This is a genomic window from Pedobacter nyackensis (assembly GCF_032678475.1).
Lineage (GTDB): Bacteria > Bacteroidota > Bacteroidia > Sphingobacteriales > Sphingobacteriaceae > Pedobacter > Pedobacter nyackensis_A.
Genome location: NZ_JAVTSF010000001.1, coordinates 129,288 through 145,713, shown reverse-complemented (window position 1 = coordinate 145,713; position 16,426 = coordinate 129,288). Strand labels below are relative to the sequence as shown.

The following is a 16,426-nucleotide window of genomic DNA, read 5'->3' as shown; positions in this document are numbered from 1 at the left end:
ATTTTTGCGCCATGCAGAAATTAAAATTGGACGACCTGAATCGTGTAAGTATTGATGAATTTAAAGAACAGGAAAAACTCCCGGTAATTGTGGTGCTCGACAATGTGCGGAGTATGCACAACATAGGCTCTATTTTTAGAACTGCTGATGGCTTTTCTATTGCCGGGGTCTATTTATGTGGTATTACTGCCCTGCCACCGCATCGTGAAATCGAAAAAACAGCATTGGGCGCCACACAGTCTGTAAGCTGGCAACATTTTAACACGACTACTGATGCTGTAATTGCACTAAGGGCTGATGGTTATGAAATTATTGCTATTGAACAAGCTGCTGGTAGTACGATGTTGAATACTTATAAACCGGCTGCCGATAAAAAGTTTGCGCTCATTTTTGGAAATGAAGTAAATGGCGTGGCTGATGAAGTGATGACCCAAATTGATGAATGTATTGAAATACCACAGTTTGGTACTAAGCATTCTTTTAATATTACCATATCTGCCGGTATTGTACTGTGGGATTTCTTTGCTAAATTGAGATTGTAATTCTTGTTTTATATGGAAAATGGCTTGTTAAAGAAATTGTTGTTTAAACCAGGGTTTAGAATTTTGGTTGCGAATACACCAGAAAATCTGCAAGCCATTTTAGGTGATACTTCTTCAATTGAGATTAGCGAAAAAATAAATGAACCTCATCAGGGAATGTTGTTTTTTGCAAAAAATAGCATTGAACTGGATCGACTACTTGCAGATTTTGGTTCCACAATAAATGACCAGATTGTTTGGATTGCTTATCCCAAAAAGAATTCTGGTATTGAAACAGACCTTAAAATGGAAAAGTGGGCAGCGCTTGAGTTATACAAATTGACTCCCTGCGCATCTGCTGCTATAGATGAAATTTGGACTGGCCTCAGAATCAAACCAATTGCAGCAGTAAAAACCTCCGGAGTTGGTAATAATGAGATTAAGAACAATTCGTTTGCTGAGTTTATAGATGTAGAAAACAAAAAAGTAACTGCTCCACCTGATCTGGATAAGCTTTTGATACAGCATCCTGAAGCGAAAGAATTCTTCGAGTCGCTGGCTTATTCTCATAAAAAGGAATATGTGCTGTGGATCTTAACGGCTAAACAGGAAAAAACCAAGGTTGACAGACTGGAAAAGACACTTGCAATGTTGAAAATGGGTAAGAAAAACCCGACGATGAAATAAATAAAAATGCCCGGTTAACCGGGCATTTTTATTTAGACTGTTAATTAAAATTTAACCTTGACCCCTATTCCCAGCTGGAAAATATCATATATATGAAGTGCCGGAATATTCTGCAGGTAATTAATGAGGTAAAAATCATTGGTATTACCTTCTATATAAAACCCTATGGCACGGATTCCGTTATTTTTTAAAGCCTTAGGTGGTTTTACTTCCAATTCGGTACTGGCTGAAATATGTGGTCTTATGGCTTCAGACCAATAATAGTAATCTCCCGGATAAATTCCCGAAGGGAAAAATAAGCTGAGATCTTTATGAAAAGTATAACTGACAAAGACACCCGGATTAAAAGGATGCCATTTACCCCAATCTTTTAATTTTATTTCCCAGGGCTTATAGGATAGTTTTACAGTTGTAATGTGTAATTCTCCTCCCTTACTTTCAGGTACATATCCATAATGAAAAGACAAATTACCCCGTTTGTTACCAAAAACATCATATCCAGCTCCTGCGCTTAAATAACCGATGCTACCCGCATACTGCAAAATTGCCTCATCAGGGATTAAAAACTTTAGCTTCTGCGCATTTGCAGTCAGGCCATTGCCCAACAGCAAAAATAAAACAACTACACTATATCTAAAATGGAACACGCTCAAAACTTAATTTATTATTAACAATCTGCATAACTAAAAATTCTCTGTTGCCAATAGAACTGGTCACGATGTATGGGATTCCTGAATCGTCAGGATAAAACATCTCGTAATTGTGTGTATGGGCATGGAGCGAAGCAAGAAATCCCGGAGTCTGTGCAAAAGAACTCATGTAGTCTGCACTCAATTTTTCATCAAAGTCCGGCGAATTTACGGGGATATGCGACATCGCTATATATCCTGTTACGCCAGGCGTAGGCTTCAATTGTTCTTTTAACCATGGAATATTTGGAATTGCTCCGTTAAATCCATATTCACGGCTGTTGGTATCGTGCCCAATGAATTTGATCCCGCCATAAACAAAGGAATAATTTAATTCACCGAACATATGTCTGAAGCTTTCCCGGCCTCTTCCGGTTTCATCGTGATTTCCTATGACTGCTACATAAGGCCTGTCCAGGTCTTCAAGGGTCCTGGAAATCCATAACATCTCTTTCATGACACCAAACTCTGTGATGTCTCCATTGAGTATAACGAAGTCAATACCTGGAATGGCATTCACAGCTTTACATAGCTTTACCGTTTCATCGCGCGACTTCTGTGGATCGCCGGTCAAAACGAATTTTACCGTATCGTCATCTGCACCATCACCTAATCGTTTTATATTCGTCGCATTTACATCTTTTAATGATATGCGATCAAAGGTTTGATTAGGGCTAAATTCAAAATGATTACAACTGGTTAAAATTATACTTACAAAAAAAAGGACAAGTGTTCTCATATGTTTACAAAGAACCTGTTTAAAACCTTTTCGTTTGTCAGGGCTAATTCATAGTTATATATTTTGACTTTATACAAACATTAGTCAGGATTTTTACAGCCTTTTTTAAAACAGGTAACTTATGTCAGTAATCCGGTCGTTATCTTGAACAGCATGACGACCGACTAAAAAATGTCATTACCGAATGATGAAGTACATAAAAAAAAGCGCCTGTATCGTGATACAGACGCTTCGATTAAAGTATTACTATTTAAGACGCTATTTCTTATTATGCGTACGGAATTCCGTCTTTCGATGGCAGACTGCTGTGTCCCATCAAATACTGATCTACCTTTCGTGCAGCTTCTCTGCCTTCTGATATAGCCCAAACAACCAGTGATTGTCCACGGCGCATATCACCTGCAGCGAATATTTTAGCGATATTGGTCTGGTATTTACCTTCCTCAGCTTTAACATTACCTCTGTTGTCTACATCTACACCTAATTTTTCAATTAAGCCTTCTTTTTGAGGATGCAGGAAACCCATAGCTAATAATACCAGCTGGCAAGGCAAATCGCGCTCTGTGCCTGGTTTTTCCTTAAAGTTCAAAGGACGGCCTGTAGCATCAATATCCCATTCCACATCTACAACCTTTACCGCTTTCAGGTTTCCGTTTTCATCTTTGATGAATTCTTTAGTGTTTACTCCCCAACCTCTTTCACAGCCTTCCTCATGTGAAGAAGTTACTTTAAGCAACATTGGGTAAGTTGGCCATGGCATGTTATCCGTGCGGCTTTGCGATGGCATCGGCATGATCTCAAACTGGGTTACTGATTTTGCACCCTGACGATTAGAAGTACCAATGCAATCAGATCCGGTATCACCACCACCAATTACAATTACATCTTTACCGGTAGCCAGTATATCTTCACCTTCTACTTTAAAGTTTTTAACCCTTTTGTTTTGTTGCTTTAAGAAGTCCATTGCAAAATGCACTCCTTTTGCATCTCTTCCTTTAGCAGGAAGGTCACGTGGAATGGTTGAACCACCTGCTAATATGATCGATTGAAAATCTCTTAGCAATGTGTTTAGTTCAACATTTACGCCAACATTAGAATTGCATTTGAATACGATACCTTCTTTTTCCATCAATGCAATACGACGTGTTACCACATCTTTCTGCAATTTAAAGTCAGGAATACCATAGTTTAATAAACCTCCGGGAGTGTCGTCACGTTCGTAAACAACAACTTCATGTCCTGCTTTATTTAATTGAGCCGCTGCGGCTAGTCCCGCAGGTCCTGATCCAATAATAGCTACCTTTTTTCCGGTACGGATCAATGGTGGTTCTGCTTTGATGTATCCTTTAGCAAATGCAGTTTCTATAATGTGTTTTTCAATCTCTTCAATTGATACCGGCGATTTGTTGATTCCCAATACACATGCAGACTCGCATGGTGCAGGACAAATGCGACCTGTGAATTCTGGAAAGTTATTGGTGCTCAGTAAAATAGTTGAAGCCAGATGCCAGTCTCCTTTATATACAGCTTCGTTAAATTCGGGAATAACGTTACCCAGCGGGCATCCCGATTGGCAAAACGGAACACCGCAATCCATACATCTTGCAGCCTGGGTGTTTACCTGCTCGGCTTCAAAAGCCTCTACAAACTCATTATAATGTTTTAAACGAGTTTTAGCATCTTCTTTTCCAGGAGCAGTTCTTTCATACTCTAAAAATCCGGTTACTTTTCCCATTATTATATATTTGAATTATTTGTTGTGGTCATTATTTGTCTTCTTTCTTGATCTGTTCCCAGTCTTATGCTTTAACTTTTTGAGCTCTTTTTTGCAATACTGCTTTGTATTCTTTAGGGAATACTTTAATAAAGTGTGCAGATTGAGTTGCCCAATCGTTTAAGATAAACTTAGCTAAATCACTATTGGTAAGTTGAATATGTCTTTTTAGCAATACATTTATTCTCAGTTCGTCCTGTTCGTCAAGCGGATCCAGGTCTACCATTTCCTTATTGCATTTGCTTGCAAAATCACCTTTTGCATCATAAACCCAGGCTACACCACCACTCATACCTGCAGCAAAGTTACTGCCTGTACTACCGATCACCAGCACTTCACCTCCGGTCATGTATTCACAACCATGATCCCCTAATCCTTCTACTACGGCGGTAGCTCCAGAGTTTCTCACGGCAAAGCGTTCACCTGCTTGTCCGCGTACAAACAACTCACCGGAAGTTGCACCATACAGGGCAACGTTACCAATAATGATGTTTTGTTCTGGTACATATTTAATTTCGCTGAACGGATAGATAGATAATCTTGCTCCTGAAAGCCCTTTACCTACATAATCGTTCGCTTCACCTTCCAGTTGTAAGGAAATTCCTTTGGTTGCAAAAGCACCGAAACTTTGTCCAGCTGAACCTTTAAACTTAAAGTTGATGGTGTCAGCAGGTAAGCCCTGGCTTTTATAAATTTTAGAAACCTCGTTAGAAAGCATCGTACCTATTGCGCGGTTTGTATTTTTCAATTCAAACTCTTTGTATATAGGTTCTTTAGTAGCTAAGGCGGGTTGCGCTGCTTTAATCAGGTCATGATCCAGCACTTCTGCTAATCCGTGATCCTGTACTTCAGTTTGATACAAACTTAAACCATTGTCTGGCGCTTTGTATAAGATAGCTGAAAGATCAAGATCTTTTAATTTCCAGTCATTTTCCTCAATCGCGCGTACACTTAATGCGTCTGCCTGTCCAACCATTTCCTGTACGGTTCTGAAACCAAGTTCAGCCATTGTCTCTCTTAGTTCTTCAGCTAAGAAGTAGAAGAGGTTTACAACGTGGTCAGGCTCACCGGTAAACAATTTCCTTAAATTAGGATCTTGCGTTGCTACCCCAACCGGGCAAGTATTCAAATGACATTTACGCATCATGATACATCCTGAAGTTACCAGTGCCGCTGTGGCTACACCCCATTCTTCGGCTCCTAATAAAGTAGCAATTGCGATATCTTTACCAGTTTTTAACTGCCCGTCCGTTTGTAATACTACCCTGCTGCGCAAACGGTTTTTAACCAATGTCTGATGCGCTTCGGCCAAACCAAGTTCCCATGGTAAGCCTGCGTGCTGTATAGAGGTTAATGGTGAAGCACCTGTTCCTCCGTCAAATCCTGATACCAGAATTACATCGGCATGTGCTTTTGCCACACCGGCAGCAATAGTACCAACACCAGCTTTTGAAACCAGTTTAACGTTAATTCTTGCTTCACGATTGGCATTTTTCAAATCGAAGATCAGCTGCGCCAAATCCTCAATTGAATAGATGTCGTGGTGTGGCGGCGGAGAGATTAAACCCACACCAGGTGTAGCGTGACGAACCTTTCCGATCCAGTCATCAACCTTCTCACCAGGTAATTGTCCACCTTCTCCAGGTTTTGCACCTTGAGCCATTTTAATCTGCAGCTCATCTGCATTACTCAGGTAATAACTGGTTACCCCAAAACGTGCTGAAGCAATCTGCTTAATTGCAGAGCGCATGGAGTCACCATTTGGCAGTAGTTCATATCTCAGCTCATCTTCACCACCTTCACCTGTATTGCTTTTTCCACCGATACGGTTCATGGCAATGGCTAAGGTTGAGTGTGCTTCATGAGAGATTGATCCGAACGACATCGCACCTGTAGCGAAACGTTTCATTATGCCTTCAATCGGTTCAACTTCTTCTAATGGAACTGCCGGACGATTGTAATTAAATTCAAATAAACCCCTGATGGTAAATGCCTGGTTGGTTTGCTCATTTACCAGCTTAGAATACTGTTTGTACACTCCATAGTCCTTTTTACGGGTTGCATTTTGCAATAAATGGATGGTCTGAGGGTTGAACAAATGTTGTTCACCTTTACGCTTCCATTTGTAATTTCCACCTGTAGGCAATATCGGATCAGGGCGATTGGCCAGTTTAAATACCCTGTTGTGTTTGATCAGGGTTTCTTTAGCGATTTCATCTAAACCTAATCCACCAATCCTTGATACAGCACCGGTAAAGTAATTGTCTACTACATTTTTATGTAAACCTAGTATTTCAAATATCTGTGCACCATGGTATGATTGTAAGGTAGATATTCCCATTTTCGAGAAGATCTTTAACAAACCGTTGTTGATGGCATAAATATAATTCTGTATTAGCTTTTCAGATTTAACGGCTAGTTCTTCCTGGAAGCCGGTAATTGTCTCTAAAGCCAGGTAAGGGTTTACTGCCGTAGCGCCGAAACCAATTAAGGTTGCGAAATGGTGTACTTCCCAAACGTCACCCGCTTCAACTACAATACCTACTGCACCTCTGTATCCTTTACGGATCAGGTGATGATGAACAGCGGAAACAGCCAGTAAAGAAGGAATTGCAGCGTGTTCTGAATCCAGTGCACGGTCTGACAACACAATTACCTGGAAGCCGTCTTCAACAGCATCTACAGCGTAACGGCAAAGTCTTTCCAGTCCTTTTGCCAAAGCCCCCGGTTTGCCATCGGCCCTGAAATACGTTTGTAATGTTTTAGACTGGAATACGCCGGTATCAATACTTCTTAATTTCTCCAGTTCATGGTTTGTTAAGATTGGGTGTTTGATGCCAACACAATGACATTGCATTGCATTTTCTTCAAGGATATTTCCGGCATTTCCCATAAAGCCTGCAAGGCTCATCACCACTTTTTCCCTGATCGGGTCAATTGGCGGATTGGTTACCTGTGCAAATAACTGCTTAAAGTATGAAGATAGGTGTTGTGGTTTCTGAGAAAGAACAGCCAACGGGATATCGGTACCCATTGAACCGATTGGTTCTTTGGCGTCTCTGGCCATTGGTTTCAGGATCAGATCTACATCTTCCCTGCTATAACCAAATACCTGCTGGTACCTGAATATAGATTCCTGTGATAAACCGCTGAATACCAGTCTCGGCTCTGGAAGTTCTTCCAGTTTGATCTGGTACTGGTTGATCCAGTCGGCATAAGGCCTTCTTCCGCAAACCTGTTGTTTTATTTCTACATCACTGATGATACGGCCTTGTTCCATGTCTACTACAAACATTTTACCAGGTGTTAACCTACCCTTTTCAATGATTTTACTTTGATCAAGTGCAAGTGCACCGGCTTCAGAAGCCATAATCACGTGATCATCCTCGGTGATAGCGTAACGTTGCGGGCGTAAGCCATTTCTATCCAATGTAGCGCCGATCAGGTTACCATCAGTAAAAGAAACCGCTGCTGGCCCGTCCCAAGGCTCCATTAAAGTAGCATGGAATTTATAGAAGGCTTGTTTCAGTTCATCCATGTCATCATTGCCGTCCCATGCTTCAGGGATCAGCATCATCAATACATGTGGCAATGAACGGCCTGAATGCAGTAATAATTCAACTATATTATCTAAACATCCTGAATCAGAGTTTGATTCGTCAATTACAGGAAGTAAAATATTTAATTCTTCTTGTGTAAAATAAGGAGATGCAAAAGACTTAACACTGGCTCTGAACCAGTTTAAGTTACCTTGTAAGGTGTTGATCTCGCCGTTGTGAGCGATGTACCTGAAAGGTTGTGCCAATCTCCATGACGGGAATGTATTGGTTGCAAAACGGGAATGCACCAATCCAAAAGCAGACACCACACGCTTGTCACTTAATTCAGTAAAATAAGATCTAACCTGTAATGAAGTAAGTTGTCCTTTATATACAATAGTACGTGATGAAAAAGAAGCAATATAAAAATCGCCATTAATTCCTTTTACAGTTGTATTGATAGTTTTCGACAGGTAGTTTTTAAATACATAAAGTTTACGTTCAAAATCTGCACCTGCAGCAACTGCATAAGGACGTGCTATAAACACTTGTTCCATTTCAGGCTCTACTGATAAGGCCATATCACCTATACCATCGGTGTTGGTCAGCACCTTTCTAAAGCCCAAAACTTCAAGGTTAAGCTTCTCCGCTGCCCTGTAAATAATCTCTCTGCATTCTTCTCTAGCTTTTACATCTTTGGGTAAAAAAAGCATCCCTACGCCGTAATCTCCTGATTCATTTAAGCTGAATCCGATTTTAAGACATTCATCATACAGGAATTCGTGAGGTATCTGTATCATAATACCTGCTCCGTCTCCGGTATTGATTTCGGCTCCGACTGCCCCGCGGTGATCAAGATTTTCAAGAATGGTTATGGCATCTGAAATGATTTGCTGCGACTTTCGGCCCTTTATGTGGGCTACAAATCCGATGCCGCATGCATCATGTTCAAAACGCTGGTCGTATAACCCCTGGTTATCTTGTGTTAGTTCCATAAGTTCCGTTTAATAATTAGTTTTGGTATATTGGTATAGTGTATTTTGGACACTAAGATACAAATAAAAAACCGTAAATTATAATATTTGTATATTTTTTAGCATATAAACAACATATTTAAAATTAAACATTACAATATTGCGATATTGATAAAATATAACGTTTGAAATTGCAATATTAATAATTGAGTTATTTAGAACAGTTTTTCATAGGCGGCCATCCTTCTTTCCGTTTTTCTGAATCTGCTTTATCCGATAAATTCCTGCTTTATAAAAATAGTAAATTAAGTTTATTTTTTTTACTCATTCAATACATTTATACTCAATTGATTATGTGATTTTCACTAAAAAAACTCAAATATTTATGAAATTTCCTTTTGTAGACTAATCTCTTTTGCTACATTTGCAGTGGGCAAGTCTTTTACGATCAGCTCCCTTTGAACTCCCCCAGGGCGGGAACGAAGCAAGGGTAGAAGGTTGTAGCGGTGCGATAAAAGTTGCTTGCCCATTTTTTACTTTTTTCAATAAAAGTATTCTCGGGAAAGCCTCTTATTATTCATTTTTCCTTAAAAGAGCTCAATGTAATTGCCTAATTTAGGCGGATAATTGATAAAATTTATACATTAACCAATTTGCTAATTTAAACAACATGAAATTTTTCATTGATACAGCTAATCTTGACCAGATAAAAGAAGCACAGGACCTTGGTATTTTAGATGGTGTAACCACTAACCCGAGCCTTATGGCTAAAGAAGGTATTACAGGCGATGATAATGTAATAGCTCATTATAAAGCCATCTGTGCGATTGTGGATGACAATGTAAGTGCTGAAGTAATTTCAACTACTTATGAAGAGATTATTAAAGAAGGTGAGGCTTTAGCTAAATTAGATCCAAAGATCGTTGTTAAAGTACCTATGATTAAAGATGGTGTTAAAGCGATTAAGTATTTAACTTCAAAAGGTATCAGGACCAATTGTACTTTGATATTCTCGCCAGGACAGGCTTTATTGGCTGCTAAAGCTGGTGCATCTTACGTATCTCCATTTTTAGGTCGCCTGGATGACATCTCTACTGATGGTTTACAGTTAATTGAAGACATCAGATTGATATTTGACAACTATGGCTACCCTACTGAGATTCTTGCAGCATCTATCCGCGGACCATTACATATTGTTGCCTGCGCGAAATTAGGTGCGGATGTAATTACCGCTCCTTTGGCAGCCATCACTGCATTGTTAAAACATCCTTTAACAGATAGCGGACTAGCTACTTTCTTAGCTGACCACGCTAAGGCTTCTGGAAAATAGTTCTATTTTTATAAGCATAAAAAAAACCTGTATTTGATGATACAGGTTTTTTATGTTCAAACGATACGATTAACTTTTCATTTTTTCAGATAACACCTCAAATTCAGAACCTGCAAGCACTTGTTTTACCAGGTCATAATCAATCTGTTCATCAGGTGCGATCAAAATACCCTTTACTCCTGCCCCGTTTGCAGCCTCTACGTCACGTGGTTTGTCACCAATCATTACAGACTGTGCCGGATCAATATTATAGGTTGCTATAGCCTCTAAAAGCATCCCCGATTTTGGTTTGCGGCAATTACATTCTCCGGAAACCGTTGGGTGATGTGGGCAATAATAAGCATGTTTGATAAACGCCCCCTGCTTTTCAAAACTCAGGCCCAGGGCTTTATGCATCTCACTTAATGTCTCTTGGGTATAACGATTTTGTGCAATGCCTCCCTGGTTAGTGATAATAATTAAAAGGTAGCCTTCATCGTACAGCTTTTTTAAAGGTGCAATCTGATATTCCAGTATTTCGAAATCTTCCAGTTTCGTAATGTAATCGTATATTTCGTGATTGAGTACGCCATCACGATCCAGAAAAATAGCTTTATTCATCATCATAGTCTTTTATCCTGGCTTTTAATTTTGTTTCCTTACGTATTTGGTAAGGATAACAATGGTCTGTCCTTCAATTTTACCTTCAATCTGATCGGTATTGTCTTCAACTAAACGGATGTTTTTTACTACGGTACCTAATTTAGCACTTAATGAAGATCCTTTTACATCGAGTGTTTTTGTTAAAACAACAGAGTTCCCTGCTTCCAGCAACTGTCCATTACAATCTTTATGTACTTCATCAGCACCAGTACCCTCCTCATCAGCACCTGCCTGTGCCCATGCTAAAGTTTCTTCGTCCATATACATGGCATCCAGGCTATCTATTGCCCAGCTTTCTTCTTTTAAGCGCTTTAACAAACGCCAGGTTACAACTTGTACACCGGGAACAGCGCTCCAGATACTTGTTCTTAAACAATTCAGATGTTTAACATCTAATACTTCGGTCTTTTCTATCTGTCCTAAACATTTGTCACAGATCATGATGCAGTTGTCTTCAGTTCTCCCCGTCTGAGGTAAAACTTCGTATAACTTTATTGGTGCTGCCGACTGGCATAGTTCACATTTGTTCTCGCTTCTGTCTAATAATTGTTGTTCCAAAGTATATTGTATTTGTTAAAAATAGAGTTGGTAAAGATACTTAATTAAAAAAATATTCCTTTATTTTACCCTTTTCATTTCAACATAGAATACGGTTCCTTCTTCTGTGGTGCTGTTAAACCAGATATGACCGCCTTGTTGTGTAATATAATCACGACAAAGAGCCAGGCCTAAGCCAGTTCCTTTTTCGTTCATTGTACCATAGCTCGAAGAGATATTCAGACTAAAAATTTCACTTTGCCGTTCCGGAGAAATTCCAATACCATCATCTTTTACAAAGACAACTACCCGATCTTCTTGTAAAATGGTACCCACCTGAATTACGCCACCAACATTCGTAAATTTCATCGCATTATTCAGGAGGTTCCTCATCACCAGGTCAAACATATTGTTGTCGGCAACAATTGTAGCTTTTTTATCTATGTCAATCAATAATTTTATTTTCTTTCTGCCGGCGATCTGTTCAAACATGCGCATGGTGGGTAGCAGTTGTGTTTCAACATGTATTGAGCCCAATGACATTGGGATGTTTTCTAACTGGTTTTTTGCCCACTCCAATAAATTGGCTAACAGATATTGTGCATCTGCGAGTGATTTAGCCAGGTCTTGCTCCACTGCAACTCTCTCTTCGGCATTGAGTTCCATTACGCTTAACAGTTGCAGGTATTGCTGTAAGGAGTTGATTGGGGTGTTTAGGTCATGTCCGATGATAGAAAACAGCTTATCTTTTTCTTTGTTCATTAGCTCCAGTTTCAATGCCTTTTCTTCAGCTCTTTCTTTCTGGGTCCGGTAACTTCTCCGTAATTGGATGGTTCCACATGCAATCATTACACTCACTATAAGGTAAGTGAAAACCATATCTATAAACCACTCTTCTCTGCTTGTATAATGTTGCTTTATGCTGCTTGGATACAAAAATTCTATTGTAATCACCGTAAAAACGAGCAGCAGATTAAAGAAGTACCAGATGTGAAGTTTTTTACGGGGAATGATAAGAAATGTAATGTAAAGACCTGCAATGAAGAGTAATAATGAACTACCTGCAATCCCCCCGCTATAAAAATACGCCAGTACAATGGCGAAATTAATTTGGATCACCGACAATATAACGGCGAGTTTAGATTTGCCGGTAAAACGGCTTAGGGCATATAAACCTATCTGACCAATTAAGATAAACGTTGAAATATACCTGGTTTGGTAAAGCGAAACTAAAAAACTATAAATAACAATAATCGAAATGGCAATTATAGACATAATCGAAATGGCATGAAATATCCTGCTTTCCAGAGAAAACCGACTCGCATCCCCTAGCATTCTATGCCAATTATTGTCCCACTTGAGCTTTAATTGTTTAAACATTCAAGTCTTTGATATTCGCCTTGCTTTGTTGGAAAAGAGAAGCGTTTGGTAAACTGCAAATTAATGAATAAATGTTGTGAAATAGAGTTAATCCCATTAATTATCCTTTACTTTAATATACTTCTCTGTAATCGTCCGGTCTACTCCTGCACTTTCTACTTTTTCTACTCCCGTCTGGATTAAAGTGTCGTTTTCGATTTTAACCTTAAAATTAAATGATTTTCCTTCCCAGTTTTTATCATTGTAAAAATCTAAATGCTCGGTATAATTATCGTCAACCAGTTCGTATCTCCCACCTCCTGCATCAAAATTATTTTTACCTTCTTTATTTAGCTTCAAATCGTGCTTTAAAAATGAAAAGTGAGTATCATTGATGATCTTGATCATTCGCTGATCTTTTGTGTAATCACTAAAAGTTTCCTGTCCATTTTCTAATATGGTTGAGGATAACAACTGCCAGGTTCCCTGCAATGGAACATTGGAAGTTTTTTTGGTTTCAATTTGTTTAACATCTTGATTTGTGCAAGCTAAAAGTATGCATGCCGAAAAAAACAAGGAGAACATTTTAGATTTCATGGAGTTTTAAATAGTTAGTTATCGGATAATCAGCAAAGTAGGAATAATATTGCAAATAGTCGATATTTTTTAACCTTTAAAAGTCATTTCGCAGTTTTATTGGTTTTTTGATAAAGCGTTATATAATATCTCTACGGGATGGTATGCTTTTTTCGTGGTTCCATCTTTAATCTGATGACGGCAACTTGTTCCTGGTGCAGCGATGATTACTTCTTCCTTTTGTTTTCTAATGTCGGGGAATAGCACCAGTTCTCCGATTTGCATAGATAAGTCATAATGCTCTTTTTCATATCCAAATGACCCTGCCATGCCGCAGCAACCCGAAGGAATGGTCTGTACCGTATAGTTTTCAGGGAAAGACAGTATCTGCTCTGTGGCACCTAAGGCATTAAATGCCTTTTGCTGACAATGACCATGTAGTTTAATCTGCTTTCTTTCATTATTAAACCGGGACTTCGAAATATTGCCTTTACGAATTTCTGCAGCCAGGAACTCATCTATTAGAAATACGTTTGAAGAGAGTTTTTTTGCTGCTTCGAGTTGTTCTTCATCCACCAGGTCAGGATACTCATCCCGAAAGGTTAATATTGCAGAAGGTTCAATTCCAATCAACGGCGATTCTTCATTAATCAAAGGACTTAGGCACCATACGTTGTGTTGCGCAATTTTCTTCGCCTTACGCAACAGTCCCTTGGAAAGGGATGCTCTGCCACTTTCCAGATGTTTGGGTATCAGAACATCATAGCCAAATGATTCGAGTAATAAAATGGCTTTTATGCCAATTTCTGTATCCTGATAATTGGTAAATTCATCACAAAACAAATAAACCTTTTTCGGGGATTTTTCGGCGCTATTTTGTCGACGCTGCTGGTGTTTTAAGAACCAGTTTCTTAAGGTTGTATGATACAATGCAGGTATACTCCTCTTTGGCGCAAAACCCGCAATCCTTTTTGTCAGGCTACTAAAAACCGACCCTGTCATCATCAGGTTGTATAACGAAGGCATGACAGAGCCGAATCCCGCAATCGTACTAAAATTGGCGATCAGCCTGGCTCTTAACGAAACACCGTTCGCATCCTGATAATGTTGTAAAAACTCCGCCTTTAATTTTGCCATATCGACGTTGGACGGACATTCTGATTTACAACCTTTACAACTTAAACATAAATCCAATACTTCTTTAATCTCCTCGTGATCAAATTTATTTACCTGATCAGAATGCGTCAGAAAGTTTCTTAAGATATTAGCCCTGGCTCTTGTGGTGTCCTTTTCATTGTGTGTAGCCATGTAAGAAGGGCACATTGTACCACCCGCAAGATGTGATTTCCGGCAATCACCAGATCCGTTACATTGTTCAACGTGCTGCAGCATGTTTTGACCGGCATACCGAAATATCGTTTTTGTGGTGAAACTTTTTTGCCCGGCCTCATACCTCAGCATGGTGTCCATTGGAGGGGTATCTACAATCTTACCCGGATTAAATATACCCTTAGGGTCCCAGGTATTTTTTAGGTCTTTAAGCAACGCATAATTTTTAGGCCCGATCATTTGCTCAATAAATTCACCTCTCAATCTTCCATCGCCGTGCTCCCCGCTTAATGAGCCTTTGTATTTCTTTACCAGCGTTGCGATTTCTTCCGCAATTAGCCGAAACATCGCATTTCCCTCCGCTGATTTTAGGTTGAGGATGGGGCGTAAATGTAATTCACCAGAACCTGCATGGGCGTAATGCACCGAAAATAATCCGTGTTTATTAAGGATTTCGTTAAAGTCGCGAATATATGCCGGCAAGTCTTCTACATCCACCGCAGTATCTTCAATTACAGGTACAGCCTTTTCATCCCCTGGCAAATTGCTGAGCAGTCCTAAACCAGCCTTTCTTAGTGACCACACTTTTTTCATGTCGCTACCATAAAGCACGGGAAAATAATAGCCCAAACTGAGGCTACGCATTTCCGCCTCTACATGGGTTACTATCTCAAGCACCTCAGCATGTGTATCTCTTGTGTATTCTATGACCAGCAAAGCATCCGGTTCACCCTGTACGAAAAAACTGTTTTCCCGTTGTTCAATATTATCCCTGGTACATTCTAAAATATAGTGATCAATGAGTTCAACTGCATTTGGTTTGTATTTTAATGCCACCATATTTGCACGCAGTGCTTCCTCCAGGGTATTAAAGTGTACACAAAGCAAGCCGGCATGCCCTGGCGGCAAGGGCTCCAGGTTCAATTTTATTTCGGTAATGAATGCCAGAGTTCCTTCTGATCCTGCGATCAGCTTGCAAAAGTTAAAATCTTCCCCTCCGGCGGTAAAAGGTGAACTTTCCAATAGTATATCAATGGCATAGCCTGTATTACGCCTTTCCACACTTTTCTTCGGAAATTCCTTTCTGATTTCCAACTGGTTTTGATAATCGCCCAGTTGAGTTCTTATAGATCTGTATAAAGCCGCTTCTAAAGTTGTACCTTCACATTTGGCAATAAATTCATCGAAAGTCAGCGGCTTAAAAACAACTTCTGAGCCATCACTTAACAAGGCATTTATCTCAAGTGTATGTTCACGTGTGCTTTTATAAACTATTGAATTTGAGCCGCAAGAGTTGTTGCCAACCATGCCTCCAATCATGGCACGGTTGGCTGTAGAAGTTTCGGGTCCGAAAAACAAACCAAGTCGCTTAAGACTTGCATTCAGCTCGTCTCTAACTACACCCGGCTGCACACGCACCCAGCGTTCTTCAGAGTTGATTTCCAGTATTTTATTAAAATGCTTGGAGACATCCACTACAATGCCGTTACCAACAACCTGTCCGGCCAGGGAGGTCCCCGCTGTTCTTGGGATCAGGGAAGTGCCCTCCTGGCCTGCAAAATCAATTAATTGTTTTAAATCGGCTATAGTAAGTGGTATAGCTACAGCAAGTGGCATCTCCGAATATGCAGATGCATCAGTAGCATACAATATTCTGGTCGTATCATCAGTGTAAAGGTCTCCCTCAACTGAAGCTGCCAGTGCCTTAAGCTTTTCTTCCATTCCTTTAA

Annotated in this window: 12 protein-coding genes and 1 other RNA gene; 4 read left to right on the top strand and 9 right to left on the bottom strand. The window is 39.7% G+C overall.

What is annotated here, in order from left to right; translation table 11 throughout:
* The first annotated feature begins 11 nt into the window (after positions 1-11).
* Together R2Q84_RS00570 and R2Q84_RS00565 are read left to right on the top strand one after the other, a co-directional pair.
* Complete coding sequence (locus tag R2Q84_RS00570; RefSeq protein WP_316814567.1) at positions 12-542, top strand: RNA methyltransferase; 531 nt, start codon at positions 12-14, stop codon at positions 540-542.
* A 12-nt stretch (positions 543-554) separates the two neighbouring features.
* A complete protein-coding gene (locus R2Q84_RS00565; protein ID WP_316814566.1) occupies positions 555-1,208 on the top strand; it encodes a YdeI/OmpD-associated family protein in 654 nt (217 codons plus the stop codon).
* A gap of 44 nt (positions 1,209-1,252) precedes the next feature.
* Here the strand turns inward: R2Q84_RS00565 and R2Q84_RS00560 are convergent, their stop codons facing one another.
* From R2Q84_RS00560 to gltB, 4 genes are all read right to left on the bottom strand, one after another.
* Positions 1,253-1,855, bottom strand: a complete 603-nt coding sequence (locus R2Q84_RS00560; RefSeq protein WP_316814565.1) for a hypothetical protein — start codon at positions 1,853-1,855, stop codon at positions 1,253-1,255.
* A complete protein-coding gene (locus tag R2Q84_RS00555; RefSeq protein WP_316814564.1) occupies positions 1,842-2,636 on the bottom strand; it encodes a metallophosphoesterase family protein in 795 nt (264 codons plus the stop codon). Before R2Q84_RS00555 ends, R2Q84_RS00560 begins: the two co-directional genes overlap by 14 nt.
* A gap of 268 nt (positions 2,637-2,904) precedes the next feature.
* Entirely contained in the window at positions 2,905-4,371 is a 1,467-nt protein-coding gene (locus tag R2Q84_RS00550; RefSeq protein WP_316814563.1) for a glutamate synthase subunit beta, read from the bottom strand.
* A gap of 64 nt (positions 4,372-4,435) precedes the next feature.
* Positions 4,436-8,944, bottom strand: a complete 4,509-nt coding sequence (gltB, locus tag R2Q84_RS00545) for a glutamate synthase large subunit (protein ID WP_316814562.1) — start codon at positions 8,942-8,944, stop codon at positions 4,436-4,438.
* A 410-nt stretch (positions 8,945-9,354) separates the two neighbouring features.
* Here gltB and ffs point away from each other — a divergent pair.
* Together ffs and fsa are read left to right on the top strand one after the other, a co-directional pair.
* Positions 9,355-9,454: signal recognition particle sRNA small type (gene ffs, locus R2Q84_RS00540), an RNA gene on the top strand.
* 139 nt (positions 9,455-9,593) lie between these two features.
* The gene (fsa, locus tag R2Q84_RS00535) at positions 9,594-10,253 is read left to right on the top strand and encodes a fructose-6-phosphate aldolase (RefSeq protein ID WP_316814561.1); all 660 of its coding nucleotides are present in this window, start codon (positions 9,594-9,596) and stop codon (positions 10,251-10,253) included.
* Between the two features lie 69 nt (positions 10,254-10,322).
* On the opposite strand, the gene R2Q84_RS00530 is transcribed toward fsa, so the two are convergent.
* The 5 genes from R2Q84_RS00530 to R2Q84_RS00510 all read right to left on the bottom strand — a co-directional run bounded on the left by R2Q84_RS00530 (position 10,323) and on the right by R2Q84_RS00510 (position 16,418).
* Positions 10,323-10,853, bottom strand: coding sequence for an HAD family hydrolase (locus tag R2Q84_RS00530; RefSeq protein ID WP_316815939.1), 531 nt, complete (start codon positions 10,851-10,853; stop codon positions 10,323-10,325).
* 24 nt (positions 10,854-10,877) lie between these two features.
* On the bottom strand, positions 10,878-11,453 hold the full coding sequence (locus R2Q84_RS00525; protein WP_316814559.1) for a PhnA domain-containing protein: 576 nt from the start codon (positions 11,451-11,453) through the stop codon (positions 10,878-10,880).
* A gap of 60 nt (positions 11,454-11,513) precedes the next feature.
* Positions 11,514-12,812 carry a HAMP domain-containing sensor histidine kinase gene (locus R2Q84_RS00520; RefSeq protein WP_316814558.1) on the bottom strand — a complete coding sequence of 433 codons (1,299 nt, stop codon included), beginning with the start codon at positions 12,810-12,812 and terminating at the stop codon, positions 11,514-11,516.
* Between the two features lie 96 nt (positions 12,813-12,908).
* Positions 12,909-13,388 carry a hypothetical protein gene (locus R2Q84_RS00515; RefSeq protein WP_316814557.1) on the bottom strand — a complete coding sequence of 160 codons (480 nt, stop codon included), beginning with the start codon at positions 13,386-13,388 and terminating at the stop codon, positions 12,909-12,911.
* Positions 13,389-13,484: 96 nt separating this feature from the next.
* Entirely contained in the window at positions 13,485-16,418 is a 2,934-nt protein-coding gene (locus tag R2Q84_RS00510; protein ID WP_316814556.1) for an FAD-binding and (Fe-S)-binding domain-containing protein, read from the bottom strand.
* Positions 16,419-16,426 lie beyond the last annotated feature (8 nt).